Source organism: Streptomyces sp. NPDC044064 (assembly GCF_056434245.1).
The window spans coordinates 128,523-151,117 of sequence record NZ_JBWKFN010000012.1 but is presented as its reverse complement, the minus strand read 5'-3'; the positions used below and the strand labels follow the sequence as shown (position 1 = coordinate 151,117).

The 22,595-nt window shown below is 71.2% G+C and carries 17 protein-coding genes; 8 read left to right on the top strand and 9 right to left on the bottom strand.

All coding sequences use genetic code 11. The features are described from left to right. Positions 1 to 4 precede the first annotated feature (4 nt). Positions 5 to 1,120, bottom strand: coding sequence for an ADP-ribosylglycohydrolase family protein (locus tag AC07DS_RS20925; protein WP_479147322.1), 1,116 nt, complete (start codon positions 1,118 to 1,120; stop codon positions 5 to 7). Then, a complete protein-coding gene (locus tag AC07DS_RS20920; protein WP_336112120.1) occupies positions 1,117 to 2,148 on the bottom strand; it encodes an ADP-ribosylglycohydrolase family protein in 1,032 nt (343 codons plus the stop codon). The genes AC07DS_RS20925 and AC07DS_RS20920 overlap by 4 nt, the downstream gene beginning before the upstream one ends. Before the next feature lie 305 nt (positions 2,149 to 2,453). Here AC07DS_RS20920 and AC07DS_RS20915 point away from each other — a divergent pair, with 305 nt between their 5' ends. From AC07DS_RS20915 to AC07DS_RS20905, 3 genes are all read left to right on the top strand, one after another. Beyond that, complete coding sequence (locus tag AC07DS_RS20915) at positions 2,454 to 3,185, top strand: VIT1/CCC1 transporter family protein (RefSeq protein ID WP_145875127.1); 732 nt, start codon at positions 2,454 to 2,456, stop codon at positions 3,183 to 3,185. Positions 3,186 to 3,591: 406 nt separating this feature from the next. Next, a complete protein-coding gene (gltB, locus tag AC07DS_RS20910) occupies positions 3,592 to 8,184 on the top strand; it encodes a glutamate synthase large subunit (RefSeq protein WP_479147321.1) in 4,593 nt (1,530 codons plus the stop codon). Further along, positions 8,177 to 9,640 (top strand): glutamate synthase subunit beta, encoded by a 1,464-nt coding sequence (locus AC07DS_RS20905; RefSeq protein ID WP_479147319.1) that lies wholly within the window; start codon positions 8,177 to 8,179, stop codon positions 9,638 to 9,640. Before gltB ends, AC07DS_RS20905 begins: the two co-directional genes overlap by 8 nt. 98 nt (positions 9,641 to 9,738) lie before the next feature. Here AC07DS_RS20905 and AC07DS_RS20900 read toward each other — a convergent pair whose 3' ends face one another. The 3 genes from AC07DS_RS20900 to AC07DS_RS20890 form a co-directional block, all read right to left on the bottom strand. Beyond that, positions 9,739 to 10,449 carry a calcium-binding protein gene (locus AC07DS_RS20900; protein WP_479147318.1) on the bottom strand — a complete coding sequence of 237 codons (711 nt, stop codon included), beginning with the start codon at positions 10,447 to 10,449 and terminating at the stop codon, positions 9,739 to 9,741. Further along, the gene (wecB, locus tag AC07DS_RS20895; protein WP_479147316.1) at positions 10,446 to 11,609 is read right to left on the bottom strand and encodes a non-hydrolyzing UDP-N-acetylglucosamine 2-epimerase; all 1,164 of its coding nucleotides are present in this window, start codon (positions 11,607 to 11,609) and stop codon (positions 10,446 to 10,448) included. The genes AC07DS_RS20900 and wecB overlap by 4 nt, the downstream gene beginning before the upstream one ends. A gap of 170 nt (positions 11,610 to 11,779) precedes the next feature. After that, positions 11,780 to 12,979 (bottom strand): glycosyltransferase, encoded by a 1,200-nt coding sequence (locus AC07DS_RS20890; RefSeq protein ID WP_479147524.1) that lies wholly within the window; start codon positions 12,977 to 12,979, stop codon positions 11,780 to 11,782. Between the two features lie 420 nt (positions 12,980 to 13,399). Between AC07DS_RS20890 and AC07DS_RS20885 the strand changes: the two genes are divergently transcribed. Both AC07DS_RS20885 and AC07DS_RS20880 read left to right on the top strand, forming a co-directional pair. Further along, a complete protein-coding gene (locus AC07DS_RS20885; RefSeq protein ID WP_479147315.1) occupies positions 13,400 to 15,271 on the top strand; it encodes a DUF2334 domain-containing protein in 1,872 nt (623 codons plus the stop codon). Beyond that, positions 15,268 to 16,332 carry a glycoside hydrolase family 113 gene (locus tag AC07DS_RS20880; RefSeq protein ID WP_479147314.1) on the top strand — a complete coding sequence of 355 codons (1,065 nt, stop codon included), beginning with the start codon at positions 15,268 to 15,270 and terminating at the stop codon, positions 16,330 to 16,332. Before AC07DS_RS20885 ends, AC07DS_RS20880 begins: the two co-directional genes overlap by 4 nt. A gap of 13 nt (positions 16,333 to 16,345) precedes the next feature. On the opposite strand, the gene AC07DS_RS20875 is transcribed toward AC07DS_RS20880, so the two are convergent. Together AC07DS_RS20875 and AC07DS_RS20870 are read right to left on the bottom strand one after the other, a co-directional pair. Next, positions 16,346 to 17,236: a chitosanase gene (locus AC07DS_RS20875; RefSeq protein ID WP_479147313.1), complete on the bottom strand. Its 891-nt coding sequence runs from the start codon at positions 17,234 to 17,236 to the stop codon at positions 16,346 to 16,348. Next, a complete protein-coding gene (locus AC07DS_RS20870) occupies positions 17,233 to 18,111 on the bottom strand; it encodes a rhomboid family intramembrane serine protease (protein WP_479147312.1) in 879 nt (292 codons plus the stop codon). Before AC07DS_RS20870 ends, AC07DS_RS20875 begins: the two co-directional genes overlap by 4 nt. Positions 18,112 to 18,254: 143 nt before the next feature. On the opposite strand from AC07DS_RS20870, the gene AC07DS_RS20865 reads away from it, so the two are divergent. Beyond that, positions 18,255 to 18,980: a VWA domain-containing protein gene (locus AC07DS_RS20865; protein ID WP_479147311.1), complete on the top strand. Its 726-nt coding sequence runs from the start codon at positions 18,255 to 18,257 to the stop codon at positions 18,978 to 18,980. 26 nt (positions 18,981 to 19,006) lie between these two features. Here the strand turns inward: AC07DS_RS20865 and AC07DS_RS20860 are convergent, their stop codons facing one another. Together AC07DS_RS20860 and AC07DS_RS20855 are read right to left on the bottom strand one after the other, a co-directional pair. Next, positions 19,007 to 19,957: an acyl-CoA dehydrogenase family protein gene (locus AC07DS_RS20860; protein ID WP_479147310.1), complete on the bottom strand. Its 951-nt coding sequence runs from the start codon at positions 19,955 to 19,957 to the stop codon at positions 19,007 to 19,009. Beyond that, positions 19,957 to 21,096, bottom strand: coding sequence for an acyl-CoA dehydrogenase family protein (locus AC07DS_RS20855; RefSeq protein WP_479147522.1), 1,140 nt, complete (start codon positions 21,094 to 21,096; stop codon positions 19,957 to 19,959). The genes AC07DS_RS20860 and AC07DS_RS20855 overlap by 1 nt, the downstream gene beginning before the upstream one ends. Positions 21,097 to 21,149: 53 nt before the next feature. On the opposite strand from AC07DS_RS20855, the gene AC07DS_RS20850 reads away from it, so the two are divergent. Both AC07DS_RS20850 and AC07DS_RS20845 read left to right on the top strand, forming a co-directional pair. Beyond that, positions 21,150 to 21,935 (top strand): SDR family oxidoreductase, encoded by a 786-nt coding sequence (locus AC07DS_RS20850; RefSeq protein WP_479147309.1) that lies wholly within the window; start codon positions 21,150 to 21,152, stop codon positions 21,933 to 21,935. A gap of 24 nt (positions 21,936 to 21,959) precedes the next feature. Next, positions 21,960 to 22,595: a TetR/AcrR family transcriptional regulator gene (locus AC07DS_RS20845; protein WP_479147308.1), complete on the top strand. Its 636-nt coding sequence runs from the start codon at positions 21,960 to 21,962 to the stop codon at positions 22,593 to 22,595.

The window sequence follows — 22,595 nt, the reverse complement described above, 5'->3', positions numbered from 1 at the left end:
CGAATCATCCTCCTGGTCGGGCCCGTTGTGCGGCTTCCAGGAGTCCGGCGAGTTCCACCAGGTCGGTGCCGGTGAGGCGGGGGAGCGCGCAGCCGGAGAGGACGCGGCAGGCGTCGCGCCAGCCGGCCGGGACGGCCGCGCCGCCGCCCAGGGCGCCGGTGAGCGCACCCGCGAGGGCGGGGGCGGAGTCGGCGACCCGGGACAGACAGGCGGCGGCGGGGACGGCCTCGGCGAGACGGCCCCGGGCGGCCGTGGCGAGGGCCAGGGCGACGGGGACGGTCTCGGCGGCGGCGATGCCGTAGCTGTAGACGTGGTCGACGATCTGGTGTTCGAGGAGGGGGACCAGGGCGAAAGCCGACTCGCTGTCCTCGGCCAGGGCGAGGGCGTGGCGGGTGTTGCGGCCGATCTCCGTCGCCGCGGGAAGCTCGGCGAGCGCGGCCGTCACACAGGTGTCCGGGTCCGCTCCGGCGAGGGCGAGCGAGAGGGCCGCCGCCATCGCGCGGGCGCCGTGCACGCCGTCGCCGTCCTGGGTGTAGCGGGCGTCGAACTCGGCCAGGCCGGCGGCGCGTTGGGGGTCGCCGGGATGGGCCACCGCGAGGACGCAGGCGCGGACGCAGGCGGCGTCGTCGAAGTAGTGCGGGTTGTCGTGGCCGGTGGCGGGCGGGCGCAGGCCGGCGGCGAGATTGCCGAGGCCGGCGCGGACCGAGATACGGGCGCGCAGGGGCAGTACGGCGGACTCGATCTCGGGGGCGCGGTCCGCCGCCGCGGCGACCTCGGCGGCCACGGCGGTCCAGGTGAGGTCGATGGCGGCGCGCATACGGCGTTCCCGGCTGAGGTCGCCCAGCACGTCGTCGTCGCCCGCCCGCAGGACCGCCTCCGCGGCGAACGCCGCCCACTCGGCGTCGTCGGAGGGGCCGAGACGGAGGGGTTCCGGCGGCTGGTTGAGTGCGATCGGCACGGGCAGGGTGGTGGTGGCGTTCTGCTCGGCGAAGGTGTCCAGCTCGCGGGTCAGACGGCGGGTCCACTCGGGCATCCGGGCGGCCCGGTGCCGGGCGGCGGGCCAGCCGGCGGCGTCTCCCGCGGCGAGGCCGAGCAGCAGTCCCTCGATGCGGCGCGTCATGACACCCGCTCGCTGTCCTGGAGGGCGCCGGCGGGGGCGGGGACCAGCAGCTCCGCCACGTCCAGGACGTGATGGCCGGTCATGGAGGGCAGACAGCGGCCCCGTACCGGACCGATGGCCGATGCCCACTCCGGGGGGATCGCCGAGACACCCTGGGTCGCGCCCGACAGGGCGCCCGCCACCGCGGCCGTCGTGTCCGCGTCGCGGCCCATGTTGACCGCCGTGAGGACCGCCTCCCGGAAGTCGCCGTCCGCCGCCGCGTACGCGCCGAAGGCGAGGGCGACCGCTTCGGGGGCCAGGTCGGTCCAGGGGTAGCCGCCGATGACCACCGCGGAGCGGACCGCGCGTTCGCCGCGGTGGGCCACGGTCACCGCGCGCCGCAGCGAGCGGGCCGTCCAGGAGTCCTCGGGTACGACGGCGAGCGCCGAGGCGATCACCACCGCGGGCGAGGCACCCGCCATCGCCGCCGCCACTCCCGCCGCGACCGCCTGGCCGCCGTAGATGCCCTCGCCCTCGTGGCTGACCTGGCCGTCGATCGCCACCAGACGGGCCGCTTCGGCCGGACGGCCCGCCGCGAAGACGCCGAAGGGGGCCGCCCGCATCGCCAGGCCGTCGCTCCAGGCGTGCCGGTGCTGCGCGGAGATGGGCGCAGCGAGGCCGCGGCGGAGGTTCTCCAGCGTGCCCCGCTCGCTGAAGCCCGCACCGCGGAAGGAGCCCTCGGCCCGGTCGGCGATCCACTCGTGCCAGGCGGCCTCGACGTGGGCGGGGGTGAGTGCCGAGCCGTGCCGGGCCAGCAGCAGCCCCGAGAAGATCGCGTACTCGGTGTCGTCCGTGCCGCACGGCTCCTCGGTGACGTATCCCGTGATGCGGCCCCAGCGGGCGCGGATCTCGGAGGGCTTCAGGTTCTCCGCGGGCGCCCCCAGCGCGTCTCCGACGGCCAGGCCGAGCAGGGCGCCGCGGGCCCGTTCGCGCAGTCCGGTGGCGTCCCCGGGCGCCGGGGCCGGGGGAGTGCAGGCGATCGATGCCATGGGCGGCCTCTCCTTCACGCGACCACGACGGGGCCTCAGCGGGGCCGTGCCGGGGCCTCAAGGGGGTCACGGGGACCTTTGCGGATGTCTCCCACGGGAGGCGTGCGGGTGAGCCTCAGCGGGCGCCGTGTCACCCGGTCGGTATCTGAGCAATGAACCGCACAGATGAGCGATTGATGGAAAAACCGCAGGTTAGCCCAGCCTTTCCTTGCTGGCGGCGATGAAATTATGGGCGTACGTTCGGTATTGTCGAAAAGTAGAACTCATCCAAAGTTAGCTTTGGCTAATCTTCCTGGGGGACCCGCATGGCGATCATCGAGACCGAGGCGGCGCTGCACGAGGCGCACCGCGACAACCACACGCACCGGGATGTGAACGGCGGTTGGCTGCGCCCCGCCGTCTTCGGTGCCATGGACGGCCTGGTCTCCAACCTCGCCCTGCTGACCGGTGTCGCCGGCGGTTCCGCCGGTCACCAGACGATCGTCATCACCGGGCTCGCGGGCCTCGCCGCCGGTGCCTTCTCCATGGCGGCCGGTGAGTACACCTCCGTCGCCTCCCAGCGTGAGCTCGTCGAGGCCGAACTCGATGTCGAGCGGCGTGAGCTGCGCAAGCACCCACAGGACGAGGAAGCCGAGCTGGCGGCGCTCTACGTGGCCCGCGGGGTGGAGCCGGAACTGGCCCGTGAGGTCGCCCGGCAGCTGTCCGAGGACCCCGAGCAGGCCCTGGAGATCCATGCCCGCGAGGAGCTGGGCATCGACCCCGGTGACCTGCCGTCGCCGCTGGTCGCGGCCGTGTCGTCCTTCGGTTCGTTCGCGCTCGGCGCCCTGCTGCCCGTGCTGCCCTTCCTGCTGGGTGCGACGGCCCTCTGGCCGGCCGTGCTCCTCGCGCTCGCCGGGCTCTTCGGCTGCGGTGCCGTGGTGGCCAGGGTGACCGCGCGGACCTGGTGGTACAGCGGCCTCAGGCAGCTCGCGCTGGGCGGCGCGGCGGCCGGTGTGACGTACGCCCTGGGCAGCCTGTTCGGAACGGCCGTAGGATAGCGGGACCGCTACCTATGCGTTGGGCCGCATAAGTAGCCGTTACTTGCTGGTTTCGAATGCTTAACCACCGGGCATGAGCCGTAAGCGCTGTGGGCAATGACGCCTGCGGCGCACTCGCGGGAGGAGCGACGACGCTCCCCCTGCCCCCCTTCGGGCCGTCGGACGCCGATCTGATCGATCTTGTACCGCTCGGTCCCCCCATACTTTCCGCCGCTCGTACGCGGCGCAGCCGCGACCCCGTGGCACCTGCCGTAAACCCGGACGGCGTCCGCATGTTGGAACGGAGTATCCGGTTTCCGAGAACCGTTCCATCATGTAATCTGCACGAAATTTAGCCACATCCGCAGAGGGCCAACGTCGTCCCTCGGCACTTGCCACATGCCACATGACGACGACGGGAGAGCCGATGCGTACGCCGCGCCAGCCGTCCCAGCATTCCGCGAATGGCCAGAACTGGTCCTTCATGGATGCTCGCCCTGCTGCGCAGGGTATGTACGACCCCCGCAACGAGCGCGACGCCTGTGGCGTCGGTTTCGTGGCCACACTCACCGGTGAGGCGAGCCATGCGCTGGTCGAGCAGGCGCTGACCGTCCTGCGCAACCTCGAGCACCGCGGCGCCACCGGCTCCGAGCCCGACTCGGGCGACGGTGCCGGCATCCTCTCCCAGGTGCCCGACGCCTTCTTCCGTGAAGTGGCCGGATTCGACCTTCCCGCGGCGGGCTCGTATGCCGTAGGCATCGCCTTCCTGCCGGGCGAGGGGACCCAGGACGCCGTCTCGCAGATCGAGACGATCGCGGCCGACGAGGACCTGACCGTCCTCGGCTGGCGCGAGGTCCCCGTCGCACCGGAACTGCTGGGCGCCACCGCCCGGTCCACCATGCCGGTCTTCCGGCAGGTCTTCGTCGCCGGCGGCGCCAGCGAGGGCATCGCGCTGGACCGCAAGGCCTTCGTGCTGCGCAAGCGCGCCGAGCGGGAGGCCGGTGTCTACTTCCCGTCCCTGTCCGCCCGCACGATCGTCTACAAGGGCATGCTGACCACCGGCCAGCTGGAGCCCTTCTTCCCGGACCTGTCCGACCGCCGTTTCGCCTCGGCCGTCGCGCTCGTCCACTCGCGCTTCTCCACGAACACCTTCCCGTCGTGGCCGCTCGCGCACCCCTACCGCTTCGTCGCCCACAACGGTGAGATCAACACCGTCAAGGGCAACCGCAACTGGATGCGCGCCCGCGAGTCCCAGCTGGTCTCGGAGCTCTTCGGGGACAAGGGCCTGGAGCGGATCTTCCCGGTCTGTACGCCGGACGCCTCCGACTCCGCCTCCTTCGACGAGGTGCTCGAGCTGCTCCACCTCGGCGGCCGCTCGCTCCCGCACTCCGTGCTGATGATGATCCCGGAGGCGTGGGAGAACCACGACTCCATGGAGCCGGCCCGGCGCGCCTTCTACGGCTTCCACTCCACGATGATGGAGCCCTGGGACGGCCCCGCCTGCGTCACCTTCACCGACGGCACCCAGGTCGGCGCCGTGCTCGACCGCAACGGTCTGCGCCCCGGCCGCTACTGGGTCACCGACGAGGGCCTCGTCGTCCTCGGCTCCGAGGTCGGCGTCCTCGACATCGACCCGGCCAAGGTCGTCCGCAAGGGCCGCCTGCAGCCCGGCAAGATGTTCCTCGTCGACACCGCCGAGCACCGCATCATCGAGGACGACGAGATCAAGGCGTCCCTCGCCGCCGAGCAGCCGTACGCCGAGTGGCTGGAGACCGGTGAGATCGAGCTGGGCGACCTGCCCGAGCGCGAGCACATCGTCCACACCCACGCCTCGGTCACCCGCCGCCAGCAGACCTTCGGTTACACCGAGGAAGAGCTGCGCGTCATCCTCGCGCCGATGGCCAAGGCCGGCGCCGAGCCGATCGGCTCGATGGGCACCGACTCGCCGATCGCCGCCCTCTCCGAGCGCCCGCGGCTGCTCTTCGACTACTTCACCCAGCTGTTCGCGCAGGTCACCAACCCGCCGCTGGACGCGATCCGCGAGGAGCTGGTCACCTCCCTGCGCAGCTCGCTGGGCCCGCAGGGCAACCTGCTCGACCCGACCGCCGCCTCCTGCCGCTCCGTCGTGCTGCCCTTCCCGGTCATCGACAACGACGAGCTGGCCAAGCTCATCCACATCAACGCCGACGGGGACATGCCCGGCTTCAAGGCCGCGACCCTCTCCGGCCTGTACCGGGTCTCCGGCGGCGGCGACAGCCTCGCCGCGCGCATCGAGGAGATCTGCGCCGAGGCCGACGCGGCCATCGAGAACGGCGCCCGGCTGATCGTCCTCTCGGACCGGCACTCGGACGCCGAGCACGCGCCGATCCCGTCGCTGCTGCTCACCGCGGCCGTCCACCACCACCTCATCCGCACCAAGCAGCGCACCCACGTGGGCCTGCTGGTCGAGGCCGGCGACGTCCGCGAGGTCCACCACGTCGCGCTGCTGATCGGCTTCGGCGCCGCGGCCGTGAACCCCTACCTGGCGATGGAGTCCGTCGAGGACCTGGTCCGCGCCGGCACCTTCCTGTCGGACATCGAGTCCGAGAAGGCCATCCGCAACCTGATCTACGCCCTCGGCAAGGGCGTCCTGAAGGTCATGTCCAAGATGGGCATCTCGACGGTCGCCTCCTACCGCGGCGCCCAGGTCTTCGAGGCCGTCGGCCTGGAGGACACCTTCGTCGAGAAGTACTTCAACGGCACCGCCAGCAAGATCGGCGGCGTGGGCATCGACGTCATCGCCAAGGAGGTCGCCGCCCGCCACGCCAAGGCCTACCCGGCCTCCGGCATCGCCCCGGCGCACCGCGCGCTGGAGATCGGCGGCGAGTACCAGTGGCGCCGCGAGGGCGAGCCGCACCTGTTCGACCCGGACACCGTCTTCCGCCTGCAGCACTCCACGCGCTCCGGCCGGTACGACATCTTCAAGAAGTACACCGAGCGGGTGAACGAGCAGTCCGAGCGTCTGATGACGCTGCGCGGCCTGTTCGGCTTCAAGTCCGACCGCCAGCCGATCTCCATCGACGAGGTCGAGCCGGCGAGCGAGATCGTCAAGCGGTTCTCGACCGGCGCCATGTCGTACGGCTCCATCTCCAAGGAGGCGCACGAGACCCTCGCCATCGCCATGAACCAGCTGGGCGGCAAGTCCAACACCGGTGAGGGCGGCGAGGACCCGGAGCGCCTGTACGACCCGGCGCGCCGGTCCAGCATCAAGCAGGTCGCCTCCGGCCGCTTCGGTGTCACCTCCGAGTACCTGGTCAACGCGGACGACATCCAGATCAAGATGGCCCAGGGCGCCAAGCCCGGCGAGGGCGGCCAGCTGCCCGGCCACAAGGTCTACCCGTGGGTCGCGAAGACGCGTCACTCGACGCCGGGCGTGGGTCTCATCTCCCCGCCGCCGCACCACGACATCTACTCCATCGAGGACCTGGCCCAGCTGATCCACGACCTCAAGAACGCCAACCCGGCGGCACGTATCCACGTGAAGCTGGTGTCGGAGGTCGGCGTCGGCACGGTCGCGGCCGGTGTGTCCAAGGCACACGCGGACGTGGTCCTCATCTCGGGTCACGACGGCGGCACGGGTGCCTCCCCGCTGACCTCGCTCAAGCACGCGGGCGGTCCCTGGGAGCTGGGCCTGGCCGAGACGCAGCAGACGCTGCTGCTCAACGGCCTGCGCGACCGGATCGTGGTCCAGACCGACGGCCAGCTGAAGACCGGCCGTGACGTGGTCATCGCCGCGCTGCTCGGCGCCGAGGAGTTCGGTTTCGCGACCGCTCCGCTCGTCGTCTCCGGCTGCGTGATGATGCGCGTCTGCCACCTGGACACCTGCCCGGTCGGCATCGCCACCCAGAACCCGACCCTGCGCGACCGCTTCAACGGCAAGGCCGAGTACGTGGTGAACTTCTTCCGGTTCATCGCCGAGGAGGTCCGCGAGATCCTCGCCGAGCTGGGCTTCCGCTCCATCGAGGAGGCCGTCGGCCACGCCGAGGCGCTCGACGTCGCCCGTGCCGTCGACCACTGGAAGGCGCAGGGCCTGGACCTGCAGCCGCTCTTCCACGTGCCGTCGCTGCCCGAGGGCGCGGTGCGTCACCAGATCGTCGAGCAGGACCACGGCCTGGAGAAGGCCCTGGACAACGAGCTGATCAAGCTGGCCGGGGACGCGCTCGCCGCCTCGGACGCCACCGAGGCCCAGCCGGTGCGCGCCCAGGTCGCCATCCGCAACATCAACCGCACGGTCGGCACCATGCTCGGCCACGAGGTGACGAAGAAGTTCGGTGGCGCGGGCCTGCCCGACGACACCATCGACATCACCTTCACCGGCTCCGCGGGCCAGTCCTTCGGCGCGTTCCTGCCGCGCGGCGTCACGCTGCGCCTGGAGGGCGACGCCAACGACTACGTCGGCAAGGGCCTCTCCGGCGGCCGTGTCGTCGTCCGCCCGGACCGCGCGGCCGACCACCTCGCCGAGTACTCGACCATTGCGGGCAACACCATCGCCTACGGTGCCACCGGCGGCGAGCTGTTCCTGCGCGGCCGTACCGGTGAGCGGTTCTGCGTCCGCAACTCCGGCGCGCTGGTCGTCTCCGAGGGTGTGGGCGACCACGGCTGCGAGTACATGACCGGTGGTCGCGCGGTGGTCCTCGGCGAGACCGGCCGCAACTTCGCGGCGGGCATGTCCGGCGGTGTCGCGTACGTCATCGACCTCGACCGCGACAACGTCAACGTCGGCAACGCCGGCGCGGTCGAGGCGCTGGACGACTCGGACAAGCAGTGGCTGCACGACGTGGTGCGCCGGCACGCCGAGGAGACCGGCTCGACGGTCGCCGAGAAGCTGCTGGCCGACTGGGACGTGGCCGTGTCGCGGTTCAGCAAGATCATCCCCAGCACGTACAAGGCAGTGCTCGCCGCCAAGGACGCCGCCGAGCGAGCCGGTCTCTCCGAGACCGAGATCACCGAGAAGATGATGGAGGCGGCGATCAATGGCTGACCCGAAGGGCTTCCTGAACCACGGCCGTGAGGTCGCCAAGACCCGCCCCGTCACCGAGCGCGTCAAGGACTGGAACGAGGTCTACGTCCCCGGCTCCCTGCTGCCGATCATCAGCAAGCAGGCCAGCCGGTGCATGGACTGCGGCATCCCGTTCTGCCACAACGGCTGTCCGCTGGGGAACCTGATCCCCGAGTGGAACGACTACGCCTACCGCGAGGACTGGGCGGCCGCCCAGGAGCGCCTGCACGCGACCAACAACTTCCCGGAGTTCACCGGTCGCCTCTGCCCGGCCCCCTGCGAGTCGGCGTGCGTGCTCGGCATCAACCAGGCGCCGGTCACCATCAAGAACGTTGAGGTCTCGATCATCGACAAGGCGTGGGAGACCGGGGACGTCGCCCCGCAGATCCCCGAGCGCCTGTCCGGCAAGACGGTCGCGGTCATCGGCTCGGGCCCGGCGGGCCTCGCCGCCGCCCAGCAGCTGACCCGGGCCGGCCACACGGTCGCCGTCTACGAGCGCGCGGACCGCATCGGAGGCCTCCTCCGGTACGGCATCCCCGAGTTCAAGATGGAGAAGCGGCACATCAACCGCCGTATCGAGCAGATGCGCGCGGAGGGCACCCGCTTCCGCACCGGCATCGAGATCGGCCGCGACCTCAAGGCGACCGACCTGAAGAAGCGGTACGACGCGATCGTGATCGCCGCCGGCGCCACGACCGCCCGTGACCTGCCGGTGCCGGGCCGCGAGCTCAAGGGCATCCACCAGGCGATGGAGTACCTGCCGCTGGCCAACAAGGTGCAGGAGGGCGACTACGTCACCGCGCCGCTCACGGCCGAGGGCAAGCACGTCGTCGTCATCGGCGGTGGCGACACCGGCGCCGACTGCGTGGGCACCGCCCACCGCCAGGGAGCGGCCTCCGTCACCCAGCTGGAGATCATGCCCCGCCCGAACGACGAGCGGCACCCGACCAGCCAGCCCTGGCCGACCTTCCCGATGCTCTACAAGGTCACCTCGGCGCACGAGGAGGGCGGCGAGCGGGTCTACTCCGTCTCGACGACCCACTTCGAGGGCGACGAGGACGGCAACGTGCAGTGGCTGCACCTGACCGAGGTCGAGTTCGTCGACGGCAGGCTGACCCCGAAGCCGGGCACCGAGCGCAAGATCCCGGCCCAGCTGGTCACCCTCGCCATGGGCTTCACCGGCACAGACCGGGAGAACGGCCTGGTGGAGCAGTTCGGCCTGGACCTCGACGAGCGCGGTAACATCGCTCGCGACGCCGACTTCCGGACCAACGTGCCGGGTGTGTTCGTCGCCGGTGACGCCGGCCGCGGCCAGTCCCTCATCGTGTGGGCGATCGCGGAGGGCCGCTCGGCCGCCCGCGGTGTCGACCGGCACCTGACCGGAGCCAGCGACCTGCCCGCCCCGATCCGCCCGACGGACCGCTCGCTGATGGTCTGACGGTTCCGCAGAAGAACGTCCCGTACAAAGGCGTACGGAACACTGGTGGCGCCTGCCCCACAGTCCCCGACCGGACGTGGGCGGGCGTCGCCGCCTTTTCAGCGGGAAGTCGCCTTCAGCCCCTGGAACTTCACGGTCGCGTCCTCGGTGTAGGCGCCCACCCTGCCCTCGGTGTACGGCCGTTCGTGGTCCAGGAAGGTCACCAGGTGCCGGCCGCCCACCTCGACGGCGAGACTCCCGCCGTTCTGCTCCACCCGGACCGTGTACCAGGCGCCCACCGGGTACACCGTCCGCCCGGTCGCCAGGAAGCGCTGGCCACCCGGATAGGCCGGATCCCGCTTGCCCAGCTCCCAGCCGTTCGGCTTCAGGGTGACGTAGTAGAAGTGCTCCGGATCGGTGTACGCCCAGACCAGCCACGGCACTTCCCACGGGTTCGGTTCGGGATCGCGCAGCTGCCGCACCGTCCGCATCCGCGCCTCGTACCGCACGTCCGTGTACGAGGCGGTGCTCACCACGAGGCCCGCGTGTGTGGTGCCGGGATCCTCCGCGGCCCTGGGGGAGAGTGAGAGGGAGTCGTCGTCGCCCAGGTTGGTGCCGTGGCCGTTGAACACCGAGAGCCAGCGGCCGTGGACCGTGCCGTCGATCCACGGCTTGGGCGGCGGCGCGGCGTCGCCCCGGCACTGGGTCAGGGTGACCGCCAGGAGCGCGGTCAGTGTGATCGCCAGTGCCAGGGTGGTGAGCAGACGGCCCCTGCGCCCCTGCGGGATCGGCGGGATCCGGCGGCGGGGGCGCAGGAGCGATGACGTCATGCCGCAGAGTATGGCCCGGACGCGGTGAGGCCGACCGGAACTTCGGCCGCGAAGTCCTCGGCCAGTTGGGCGAGTACGCGCCCGGCGGCCTGTCCGTCCCCGAACGGGTTGCCCGCGGTCGCCATCCGCCGGTACTCCACCGGATCGTCCAGCAGCCGCTCGGCCCAGGTCACGATCGCGTCCGGGTCCGTGCCGATCAGCCGGGCCGCGCCGGCCTCGACCGCCTCCGGGCGCTCGGTGGTCGTACGCAGCACCAGCGCGGGCTTGCTCAGACTCGGGGCCTCCTCCTGGATGCCGCCGGAGTCGGTGAGCACCAGGTCGCACTCGGCCAGCGTGGCCGCGAAGTCCAGGTAGTCGAGCGGTTCGACGAGCGAGATACCGGCGTGGCCGTCGAGTTCGGGCAGCAGCGCGTCCCGTACGGCCGGGCTCTTGTGCAGCGGCAGCACGATCTCCACGTCCCCGCGCCCGGCGAGCCGGGTGAGCGCACGGCCCATGCCGCGCATCCGCTCGCCCTGGTTCTCCCGGCGGTGCAGGGTCACCAGGACCCGCCGGGCGCCGGTACGGAACGCGGAGGTGCCGGTGCCCTCGGCCAGCACCCACAGCAGGTTGTCGATGACGGTGTTGCCGGTGGTGAACACCTGCTCCGCCGGGACGCCCTCGTCGGTCAGATGCCGTGCCGCGCGCGAGGTCGGGGCGAAGTGCCAGCGGGCCATGCGTCCGATGAGGCTGCGGTTGAGCTCCTCAGGGAACGGGTTGTCGATGACTCCGGTGCGCAGCCCCGCCTCGACGTGGGCGACCGGGATCTTCTCGTAGAACGCGGCCATGGCGCCGGCCAGCGCGGTCGTGGTGTCCCCCTGCACCACGACCAGGTCCGGCCGCTGCTCCCGCATGGCCTCGCCGAGTTCGCCGACCAGGCGGGCGGTCAGCTCGGACAGCTGCTGCCGGCTGCGCATCACGTCGAGCGCGATCCGTACGTCGACGCAGAGCAGGCCGAGCATCTGGTGGAGCATCTCGCGGTGCTGGCCGGTGGTGACGACGATCGGCTCGAACTGCTCGCTGTCGGCCATGGCCCGCGCCACCGGCGCCAGCTTGATCGCTTCCGGCCGGGTGCCGAGCACGAGCATGGCGCGTACGGGCAGGGTTGACGGAGGTGTGGACATGGAAGGCCCCCCTAGGGCATGCGCGATCGTCGCAGGACCGCGCAGGAGTGTGAGCGGTGCGGAGATGAGAGACGCGACGAGAGAAGAGGTGCGAGAAGAGATGAGAGTGGAGATGCGCGAAGAGACGTGGGCCGTGCGGCGGGCAGGCCGCGGGAGAGGGACGGTCGCCCTCAGGTGCGCGCGGTCTTCAGCCAGGTCTGCTTGCCGGTGAGCATCCGCCAGAACCCCCACCAGCCGGCGAAGAACCAGATGTAGCCGTAGAAGACGAAGACATGGGCGAGGAGCACACAGCGCACCAGCCCGAGCTGCCGCTCACGCTTGAAGTACACGTAGCCGTAGGTGTAGGCGGCCGTGAACGAGAGGACGTACGGCCCGAGCAGCCACATGGGCGACACGAGCGCGTGACCCACCTGGACGGAGGCCATGACGGTGGCACCGAGTGCGACCAGGAAGGAGATCGGCAGCAGCGAGGTGAGCAGGATCAGGACCGGGCTCGACAGGTGGTAGAGCATGTCCAGCGCCGGCCGGGTCGGCACGTCCCTGAGGATGAGCGGGACGAGACCGGCGGACTGCAGATGACCCTGGAACCAGCGGGATCGCTGCCGGACCAGGCGGCGCAGGCTGAGCACGGCCTGCTGGGACACCGCGGCGGTGGTGCAGTGCATGTTGGTCCAGCCCTTGGCGATCAGCCGTACCCCGAGGTCGAGGTCCTCGGTGAGGCTGTCGCTCCACGGGCCGTCCCCGTCCAGCGTGTTGAGGGCCGACAGCCGCATGAACTGGCCGTTGCCGCCCATGCCCACGCTGCCGATGAAGCGCCGGGCGCTCTGGAACACGTCGCCGTACACGACGAACTCCATGTCCTGCATGCGGGCGAGCAGCCCGAGGTGCCGGTTGTACATACGGACGCAGACCTGAACCGCGCCCGTACGCGGGTCGTCGAAGTACGGGTCGACGGACTGCACGACGTGCGGGTCGAGCCGCCCGTCCGCGTCGACCACACACAGCACGACGTCCGCCGGGTCGTGCCGGGCGAGCAGGCCGGACTCCCTCAGGTGCCGCACCCCGTCGTTGAGTGCGGCACCCTTGCCCCGGCGCGCGTTCGGCGGAGTGCGCCGGTGCAGCCGGACCAGGTTCGGATCGGCGGCCAGTGCGATTTCACTGGTGCGATCGTCGGAGCCGTCGTCTATGACCAGAGCCATGAAATTCCCGGCGGGTAACGAAGTGATGCGCGCAAGGCTTTCCGCGAGAACTTGCTCCTCGTTCAGGCATGCCAGCAGGAATACGTAAAAACGCTCTCTGCGGTCTGTTCTGGTACGCCGAATTCTGCGTCGCGAGAGAAGGAAAAGACTGGTGTTGTAGCAGCCGGCCATCACGATCAGAGTGATGCTCGACCAAAGGAGCAGCTCAATGATCACGGCTGCCCCCGGTATGGGCCCGCACCCGCTGTCCCTGACGTCGCAGATGTATCCGGGCCAGCAGTATCAGGCACGCCGTCAGGCAGTAGAACAGAAATCCGGCCCCGGCTACCGCTTGTAGCCCCTTGGCCAAAGGTAGTCCGGGTATTGCTTCCGGTGCGGCCATCGCTCCTGCCAAGGGCAGCAGTGCCCCCAGGGCGGGTCGTCCGTACATTGTCCCCCCATATTCGGTGCGCATCCCCAATGCGCGAGGCGAACTTAGCAGACCTTCCGGGACCGAGAAGGACATTTGACAGTCGTCGAGGTGGCCAGAAGAATCTGGTCTTCCTAACGCCAAATGCTCTGTCAATCATTTGGCAAAGTGGGGGGAAGATCGTGAGACGAGTGATCCCGCCCCGGAAGCGGGCACACAGCCGAATTTCCGTCGTACTACTACTCGTCGCCGCTCTGCTGAGCGGCACATTCATGGCCACCGATGCCCAGGCTGCCGGGGGGCAGCACCGCAGAGGCGAGGCCGCCGGCACCAGGTCCGGACTCAACCGGGTCGACCTCAAGGGCTGGGCGAAGGCCCAGTTCGAGGCCGACCGGACGCGGCGCACCCGGCCGCACCCGAAGACCACCCCGATCACCCGCACGGCCGCGGCCGCCGTCCCGGTCCGCACCGCGACCGGGGCGACCGCCGCGAAGCGGCAGAAGGCCCTGCTCGCCCCGGCCGACGCCGCTGCGGACGCCACTTCGACCGCACTCGTCCTCTACGACACGGCGGGCCCCTACGGGCAGCTGGGCGAGCTGTACGCGATGGCCACGGCCAACCTCGCCGGCCACTTCGGCACGGTGACGGCCAAGCCGGTCCAGCAGTACACCGCCGGAATGATCGACTCGTACTCGGCCGTGATCTACATCGGCTCGACGTACTACGGCGGCACCGTCCCGGACGCCGTCCCGGCCGCGTTCTACGCCGACGCGTCGGCGAGCACCAAGCCGGTGATCTGGATGGGCGCCAACATCTGGAACATGGCGGGGGCGGTGGGCGTAGCCCAGTTCAGGCAGAAGTACGGCTGGGACCCGACGACGTCGTACTACGAGGACGGCGGTTCGATCGGCGACGTCACGCAGGTGACGTACCGCGGCCAGACGCTGACCCGCACCGTTCCGGCCGGGCAGGACGGCGGCGTGCTGCGCCCCAACGTCCTGACGGGGCCCGGGTATGCGGCCGTCACCCGGCTCGCGGAGGGCCTGGACAGCTCGAACGGGCACACCTTCGACTGGGCGGTCCGCTCCTCCAACCTCACCTACATCGGTGAGATCCCGTTCGCCTACGTCTCCGAGACCGACCGCGTCATCGCCTTCGAGGACCTGCTCTTCGACGCCCTCGCCCCGGCCACCGCCGAGCGGCACCGGGCGATGGTGCGCCTGGAGGACATCAGCCCCGACTCGGATCCCGCCGGACTACGGTCGATGGCCGACTACCTGTACTCGCAGAACATCCCGTACGGCATCAACGTGATCCCCGTCTACACGGACCCCAACGGCACCTACAACGACGGCGTCCCGCAGACGATCACGCTCGCCCAGCGCCCGCAGGTGGTCAGCGCGCTGAAGTACATGCTGGCCAGGGGCGCGGTCCTGATGGACCACGGCTACACCCACCAGTACGGCAACGTCGCCAACCCCTACAACGGCGTCACCGGCGACGACTTCGAGTTCTACCGGGCGCACGTCGACTCCGCGAACAACGTCGTCTACGACGGCCCGGTCGCCGAGGACTCCAGCCTCTGGGCGCAGACCCGGGTCACCAGCGCGCTCGCCCAGTTCGCGCTGGCGGGCCTGCCCAAGCCGACGCTGTGGACCACCCCGCACTACGCGGGCTCCGCGGCCGACTACAAGGTCTTCAGCTCCAACTTCTCCGCGCGCCTGGAGCGTTCGCTCTACTTCGCCGGCACGCTGAGCGGGGCCCGGTCCGACCCGAACCGGTTCATCGGCCAGTTCTTCCCGTACGTCGTCAAGGACGTATACGGCACCAAGGTGCTGCCCGAGAACATCGGCAACTACGAGCCGGAGGCGTACAACAACCACCCGGCGCGCCTGCCCGCCGACCTCATCGCCTCGGCGAAGGCCAACCTGGCGGTGCGCGACGGGGTGGCGAGCTTCTTCTACCACCCGTACTACCCGGTGCAGCCGTTGAAGGACACGATCGACGGCATCAGGGCACTCGGCTACACCTTCGTCAGCCCGGCGGCGCTGTGACGGCGCCCGCCCCCAGGAGGAGGACCGTCGCCGTCACGGCGGCGGTCCTCCTCGCCGCCGGCGGCTGCGTGTCCACGGGCCCGGGCCACGGGTCCGGCAACGGCAGCACGCACGCCTCCCGCCCGGAGACCGGGACCACCACCATGCGCGGCATCACCCTGCCCTCGTGGTACCGCACCGACTACGACAGCCCGGCCGCACCCCGCTATCTGCGCGGCATCAGGGCCACCGGGGCGCGCTGGGTCACCTTCACGCCGACCTGGTACCAGAAGCGGGTCACCGACTCCGGCCCGCACACCACCGAGGAGACCGCGAGCGACGCGAGCCTGCGCAGGATCGTCGGGCGCGCCCACGCGGCCGGCCTCAGCGTGATGATCAAACCGCACGTGGACCTGCCCGGCGACCAGGACCGCGCCGAGATCCGCCCCGGCGACCGGTCCGCCTGGTTCGCCGCCTACAGCCGCTTCATCACCCACTACGCGGACATCGCCGCGGACACCGGAGCCGAACAGCTCGCGGTCGGCACCGAACTCGCCGGGGTCTCCGGCGACACCGCCGCCTGGACGAAGGTGATCAAGGCGGTCCGCGCCCACTACGACGGCCCGCTGACCTACGCCGCCAACTACGACGAGTACCAGCACATCCACTTCTGGAAGGACCTCGACCTCATCGGCATCGACGCCTACTGGCCGCTCGCCGAGAAGCCCACCACCGATCCCGCCCTGCTGAACCGTGCCTGGGCCCCGATCCGGCAGAAGCTCGCCGCCTACTCGGCAGGCCAGCACCGCCGGATCCTGTTCACCGAGGCCGGCTACGTCAGCCAGCGCGGCTCCACCACCGCCCCGTACTCCTGGACCGTCAGCACACACCCGGCCGCCGCCGAACAGGCCGCCGCCTACCGGGCACTCCTCGACTCCTTCGAGGGCCGCCCGTGGTGGGCCGGTGTCTGCTGGTGGATGTGGGACGACTGGCCGGACAGCGGAGAGACCCCGGCACGCCTGGCGTACACCCCGCACGGCAAACCCGCCGAGGAGGTGCTGCGCCGGAAGTGGGCCGGCTGACGTCCGTGACGCGCTACGGAATCCGGTACGGCTCCTCGTACACCCGCCACTCCAGGGGAGTGTCCAGGCCGAGGTTGCCGTCGTAGAGGAACCGCCGCTGGGCCGTGTCGACGCGGGAGGTGTCGACGCCCGGCCTCTTCGCCCTCATGGCCCGGCGGCGGACGTCGAGGAAGATGTCGAGGTAGTTCTTCTCGCTGCCGCCCTCGGCGGGGGTGTCGGCCTCCTCCAGTGCGCGTGCGCGCAGGCCGTTGAAGCTGTCGGGGCCGCTGCCGGGGCCGTGGTAGACCATCGCGTCGTAGTAGATGAACTGGCCCAGCGTGCCGAGGCCGTCGAGCTTGGCGCGACGCACCGCGGGGTCGAAGTAGACCCGGTCGCGCTCCTCGTCCTGGGCCTTGCGGAAGGCCGGGAGCTTCGCCTCCGCCTTCCAGGCCGCCGTGAAGCCGGGGTCCAGGCCCTCGTGCGAGTCCGAGCCGTCGACATCGCGCAGGGCCGGCAGGTACTTCGCGAGGCCGTTGTCCGGGTGGGCCCCGGTGTAGCGCTCGACCAGGGTGAGCAGGTCGTGGGTGCCGGTGCAGAAGCCGATGAGGCCGGCGGTGTAGCCCTGCCCGTCACCGATGTCCTCGATGTAGCCGTAGGCGGTGCGCCAGTCGAGCGTGGAGTTCTCGGCGCTGGCCACGATCTGCTGCGCCAGCTCCTTCTTGGCGGGCGCGGCCAGGCCCGGCGGGGCGTCGGCGATGCCCTCCGCGTCCTGGTCCTGCTCCTTCCCGGGCCGCCCGTCGGCCTCCCGGGAAGCCGACGTGTGCCTGCTCTCCGGGGAGCCGGACCGGTCGGGGCCGGTGGCGTACACCGTCGCCGCGACGACCACCGGCACGGCCGCGAGCAGCAGGATTCCCGCCCGCCTCATGCGGCCGCGCCTCCCGTGAGATCCGAGACCTTGAGCCAGGCGAGGACCAGCAGCAGCACCAGCAGGGCCGCGCACACGCCCGCCTGGATCAGGACGCGGCGGTTGCCCCGGGGCGCGTACGCGTACGCCAGCGTCACCGCCCCGCCCGCCAGCAGGCCCCCGAGGTGACCCTGCCAGGAGGTCACCCACGCGGAGATGACCAGCCACAGCAGCAGACCGCCCATGTACTGGTTGACCGCGCGCATGTCGTAGCCGAGACGACGGCCCATGACGTAGTACGCGGCGCCCAGCCCGAAAACGGCCCCGGAGGCGCCGACCGTGGGGGTCTCGGGGGCGATCAGCAGCACCAGGACCGAGCCGCCGAGCGCCGACAGCAGGTACAGGGCGAGATAGCGGACCCGGCCCAGCTGGGCCTCCACCACCCGGCCGACGTTCCACAGCGCCAGCATGTTCATCAGGATGTGCGCGATGCCGAACGTGCCCTCGGCGGGCGTCAGGTGCAGGAACGCCCCGGTCAGCAGCCGGTACCACTCGCCGTGCGCGACGCCCTCCGGGTAGTAACCCGCCGGCACGGTGCCCAGCATGTCGAAGCGGTCCTCGACCGAGGGCCGCGCCAACTCGGCCAGATAGGCCAGCACGTTGAGCCCGATCAGCAGGTACGTCACCAGCGGGACCGCGCTGATCCGGCCGCCGAACGCCGTGCGCGCCTGCCGGACCGAGCGTGCCCCCTCCTTCACGCACTCCACGCACTGATGGCCGACCGAGGCCTCCCGCATGCAGGACGGGCAGATGTGGCGGTCGCAGCGCGTGCAGCGGACGTGGGACTCCACCTTGGGGTGACGAAAACAGGTGGTGACGGCGGACTCGGCGGTCACGGCCGGCTCCTCTGAGGAAAGTTCGGGACAGGGTGAGCCGGTGGGGACGGCGGCGAACAAAATAGCGAACCGATGTGACGGGAGCGACAGCCGGGTCCTCTGATCCCTTAGGCTCGGCTTCCTGCACAGCCGAGGGGGGAACCATGGCCGCGATCAGCCTGCGCAAGGTGGAGGAGGCCGCGCCCGCGCTCGTCGAGCCGTACCGCTCGGCCGGCGTCTGCCTGCGCAAACACGGCCTGGACGGGCTGCGGGCCGCCGTGTACCTGGTGGTCGACTACTCGGGCTCGATGAAGCCGTACTACAAGGACGGCAGCGTGCAGGCGCTCGCCGACCGGGTGCTGGGCCTGTCCGCGCACCTGGACGACGACGGCCGGGTGCCCGTGGTGTTCTTCTCCACGGACGTCGACGCGGTCACCGACATCGCCCTCGACGGCCACAAGGGCCGCATCGAACGGATCGCTGCCGGGCTCGGGCACATGGGCAAGACCAGCTACCACCTGGCGATGGACGCCGTCATCGACCACTACATGGACAGCGGCGCCACCGACCCCGCGCTGGTCGTCTTCCAGACCGACGGCGGCCCGATCAACAAGCTCGCCGCGGAGCGCTACCTGTGCAAGGCGGCGAAGCTGCCGCTGTTCTGGCAGTTCGTCGGCTTCGGCGATCCGGGCAGCCGCCAGTTCGAGTTCCTGCGCAAACTGGACGAGCTGGCGGTCCCCGGCAAGCGGCCCGTGGACAACGCCGGCTTCTTCCACGCGGGCCAGGATCCCCGGAAGGTCTCCGACGCCGAGCTGTACGACCGGCTCGTCGCCGAGTTCCCGCAGTGGCTCGCGGCCGCACGCGCCGCGGGCATCGCGCGGCCGGCCTGAGCCCTGCGCCGGCCGGCCCCGACCGCCTAGCCGGCGTCCTCGAGCACCGCGTCCCTGCACTGCTCCGGCGTGCCCCACGCAGTGCGCAGGGCGCGGGCCTTGGTCAGCCACAGGGACAGGTCGTACTCCGCCGTGTAGCCGATCGCGCCGTGCAGCTGGAGTGCCGTGCGGGCGGTGGCGTAAGCCGCCTCGCATGCCTTCAGCTTGGCGGCCGCCACGTCCGCGGGGCGCAGGGACAGCGCCGCCGAGAAGAGCAGGGGCCGGGCGAACTCCAGGGACGTCCTCGCGTCGGCGAGGCGGTGCTTGACGGCCTGGAACGAGCCGATGGGGACACCGAACTGCGTGCGCTGCCGGACGTGGGCGACCGTCCGGTCGAGCAGGGCGAGTCCCACGCCGAGGGCCTGGGCGGCGGTGGCCAGGCGCGCCCAGGTGAGGGCGCCGGTGTCCGGCGGGCCGGGGGACAGGAGTTCACCGCCGGGGGTCAGCGGGGTCAGCCGGCGGGCCGGGTCGAGGGAGGGGCGGACCGGGCCGGGACCCGGCGACAGGTGCAGTCCTTCCGGGGCCGGGACGAGATGGAGCGCGGCCGCGTCGCCGTCGAGGGCGTACCCGGTGGGTGCCGCCACGGTGGCGATGGTCTCGCCCGCGGCGAGCCCGGGCAGGAACCGCTCGGCCGGCCCGTCCGCGCCGAGCAGTACCGCCGCCGCGACCGTCTCCACCAGTGGCCCGGGCGCCGTGTGCCTGCCCAACTCCACGAACGCGACGGCCAGTTCCACCGGATGCGGCCCCAGCCCCCCGTACTCCTCCGGCACCGCGAGAGCGAACACCCCCGCCTTGGCGATACGACGCCACAGCGCACGGCCGCCCGCATGGTCGCCGCGGCTCCAGTCCCGGACCACCGCCGGGGTGTCCGCCGCCGTCAGCATCGCGTGCAGCGAGTCGGCGAAGGCGCGCTGCTCGGTGTCGAGGAGGAAGCGCATCAGCGGCGTCCCTTCGGCAGGCCGAGCAGGCGCTCGGCGACGATGTCGCGCTGGATCTCGTTGGCCCCCGCGTAGATGGGCCCGGCCAGCGCGAAGACGTACCCCTGCGCCCAGTCCGTGTCCGCCGGCTCGCCCTCCTCGCCGAGGAGATCGAGCGCCGTCTCGTGCAGTGCCAGGTCGTACTCGGACCAGAACACCTTGTTCATGCTGGACTCCGGGCCGAGCGCGGCGCCCTCCAGGAACCGGGCGGCGGCCGCGTAGGTGAACAGCTGGTAGGCGCGGGCGCCGATCAGGGCGTCCGCCACCCCGGCGCGTGCCTGCTGCGGGCGGCCCTGCGCCCTCCACAGCTCCAGCAGCCGATCGGCGGAGGCGAGGAAGCGGCCGGGGGAGCGCAGGGTGAGGCCGCGTTCGTTGCCCGCCGTGGACATCGCGATCCGCCAGCCCTGGCCGGGTTCACCGATCACGTCCTCGTCCGGCACGAACACCTCGTCCAGGAACAGCTCCGCGAAGGCCGGCTTCCCGTCCAGGCGGCCGATCGGGCGGACGGTGACACCGGGGGCCCGCAGGTCGAACATCAGATACGTGAGCCCCTGGTGCGGTTTCGGGGCCTCGGGGTCGCTGCGGAACAGGCCGAAGGCCCGGTCGGCGAAGGCCGCCCGCGAGGACCAGGTCTTCTGGCCGCTCAGCAGCCAGCCGCCGTCCGTCCGCACCGCCCTGGAGGTGAGCGAGGCCAGGTCGGAGCCCGCCTCCGGCTCGGACCAGGCCTGCGCCCAGACCACCTCGGCGGAGGCCATCGGCGGCAGCACACGCGTGCGTTGCTCCTGCGTGCCGTGGTCGAACAGGGTCGGCGCGAGCAGGCTGATGCCGTTCTGGCCGACCCGGCCCGGCGCGCCCGCCGCCCAGTACTCCTCCTCGAAGATCAGCCAGCGCATCAGTCCCGCGCCCCGCCCCCCGTACTGCTCGGGCCAGGACACCACCGACCAGCGGTCCGCGGCCAGTTCGGCCTCCCACGCGCGGTGCGCCGCGAAGCCCTCCGCGGTCTCCAGGGAGGGGAGCGCGGTGCGGGGCACGTGTGCCGCCAGCCAGGCGCGGGCCTCGGCGCGGAACTCCTCGTCGGCCGGAGCGTGGGTCAGGTCCACGGTCGCCGTCACCGTCCTTCCCTAACAAGTGTTTGGTAGGTTAGCGTGGCCCCATGACAGGCGTCGAGAGTCCGGCGTACGAACCCGGGCACGGGCTGCTGAAGGGGCGCACCGCCGTCGTCACCGCGGCGGCCGGCGCGGGGATCGGCGGGGCCACCGCGCGCCGCTTCCTGGAGGAGGGCGCCCGGGTGCTGATCAGCGACGCGCACACGCGCCGCCTTAAGGAGCACGAGGCCCGGCTCGGCCGGGAGTTCCCCGGCGCGGTGGCCGCGGTGCCCTGCGACGTCACCGACGAGACCCAGGTGGGCGCACTCTTCGAGACGGCCGTACGGGAGCACGGAAAGCTCGACATCGTGGTCAACAACGCGGGGCTTGGCGGCACCTCGGACCTCGTCGACATGACCGACGAGCAGTGGTCCCGCGTTCTCGACGTCACACTGAACGGCACCTTCCGCTGCACCCGGGCGGCCCTGCGCGCGATGCGGGACTCCGGCGGCGGGGTGATCGTCAACAACGCCTCCGTCGTCGGCTGGCGCGCCCAGGCGGGCCAGGCCCACTACGCCGCCGCCAAGGCCGGCGTGATGGCGCTGACCCGGTGCGCGGCGGTCGAGGCGGCCGCCTACGGGGTGCGGATCAATGCGGTGGCACCCAGCCTCGCCATGCATCCGCACCTGGCGAAGGTCACCTCCGCCGAACTGCTCCAAGAGCTGACCGCACGGGAGGCCTTCGGGCGGTACGCCGAGCCCTGGGAGGTGGCCAACGTGATCGTGTTCCTCGCCTCCGGCTACTCCTCGTACCTGACCGGCGAGGTCGTCGCCGTCAGCAGCCAGCACCCCTGACGACGAGCAGACCACAATGGGTTCGTGCCGACCAAGAAGAAGCCCCAGGTGACCGCCCCGAAGAAGCCCACGGCCGCCGCCGCCCAGGCGCGCCGCCACGAACTCCTCGGCACCGCCGCCGAGGTCTTCGCCGAGCAGGGCTACAACGCCACCACCGTCCGCACCATCGCCGACCATGCGGGGATGCTCGCGGGCAGCCTCTACTACCACTTCGACTCCAAGGAGTCGATGCTGGAGGAGATCCTGCGGACCTTCCTGGACGAGCTGTGGGACGGCTACGACACCGTCCTGGCCTCCGGGCTCGGGCCCCGCGAGACCCTGGAGGCCCTGGTCACCGAGTCCTTCCGGGAGATCGACCGGCACCGCGCCGCCGTCGCGATCTACCAGAAGGAGAGCAAGCAGCTCGTCGCGCAGGACCGCTTCGCCTTCCTCGCCGACTCGCAGCGCCGGTTCGAGAAGGCATGGCTGTCCACGCTGGAACGCGGAGTCGCCGAGCACGTCTTCCGCGCCGACCTGGACGTCCGGCTCACCTACCGGTTCGTCCGGGACACGGTGTGGGTCGCCGCGTCCTGGTACCGGCCCGGCGGACAGCATAGCCCGGAGGAGATCGCCCGCCAGTACCTGTCGATGGTGCTGGACGGGATCGCCGTACGCGAATGA

Coding starts and splice junctions, on each gene's coding strand:
- AC07DS_RS20925 (WP_479147322.1), bottom strand. CDS start 1,120: ATGACGCGCCGCATCGAGGGACTGCTGCTCGGCCTCGCCGCGGGAGAC.
- AC07DS_RS20920 (WP_336112120.1), bottom strand. CDS start 2,148: ATGGCATCGATCGCCTGCACTCCCCCGGCCCCGGCGCCCGGGGACGCC.
- AC07DS_RS20915 (WP_145875127.1), top strand. CDS start 2,454: ATGGCGATCATCGAGACCGAGGCGGCGCTGCACGAGGCGCACCGCGAC.
- gltB (WP_479147321.1), top strand. CDS start 3,592: ATGCGTACGCCGCGCCAGCCGTCCCAGCATTCCGCGAATGGCCAGAAC.
- AC07DS_RS20905 (WP_479147319.1), top strand. CDS start 8,177: ATGGCTGACCCGAAGGGCTTCCTGAACCACGGCCGTGAGGTCGCCAAG.
- AC07DS_RS20900 (WP_479147318.1), bottom strand. CDS start 10,449: ATGACGTCATCGCTCCTGCGCCCCCGCCGCCGGATCCCGCCGATCCCG.
- wecB (WP_479147316.1), bottom strand. CDS start 11,609: ATGTCCACACCTCCGTCAACCCTGCCCGTACGCGCCATGCTCGTGCTC.
- AC07DS_RS20890 (WP_479147524.1), bottom strand. CDS start 12,979: ATGGCCGGCTGCTACAACACCAGTCTTTTCCTTCTCTCGCGACGCAGA.
- AC07DS_RS20875 (WP_479147313.1), bottom strand. CDS start 17,236: ATGAGGCGGGCGGGAATCCTGCTGCTCGCGGCCGTGCCGGTGGTCGTC.
- AC07DS_RS20865 (WP_479147311.1), top strand. CDS start 18,255: ATGGCCGCGATCAGCCTGCGCAAGGTGGAGGAGGCCGCGCCCGCGCTC.
- AC07DS_RS20860 (WP_479147310.1), bottom strand. CDS start 19,957: ATGCGCTTCCTCCTCGACACCGAGCAGCGCGCCTTCGCCGACTCGCTG.
- AC07DS_RS20850 (WP_479147309.1), top strand. CDS start 21,150: ATGACAGGCGTCGAGAGTCCGGCGTACGAACCCGGGCACGGGCTGCTG.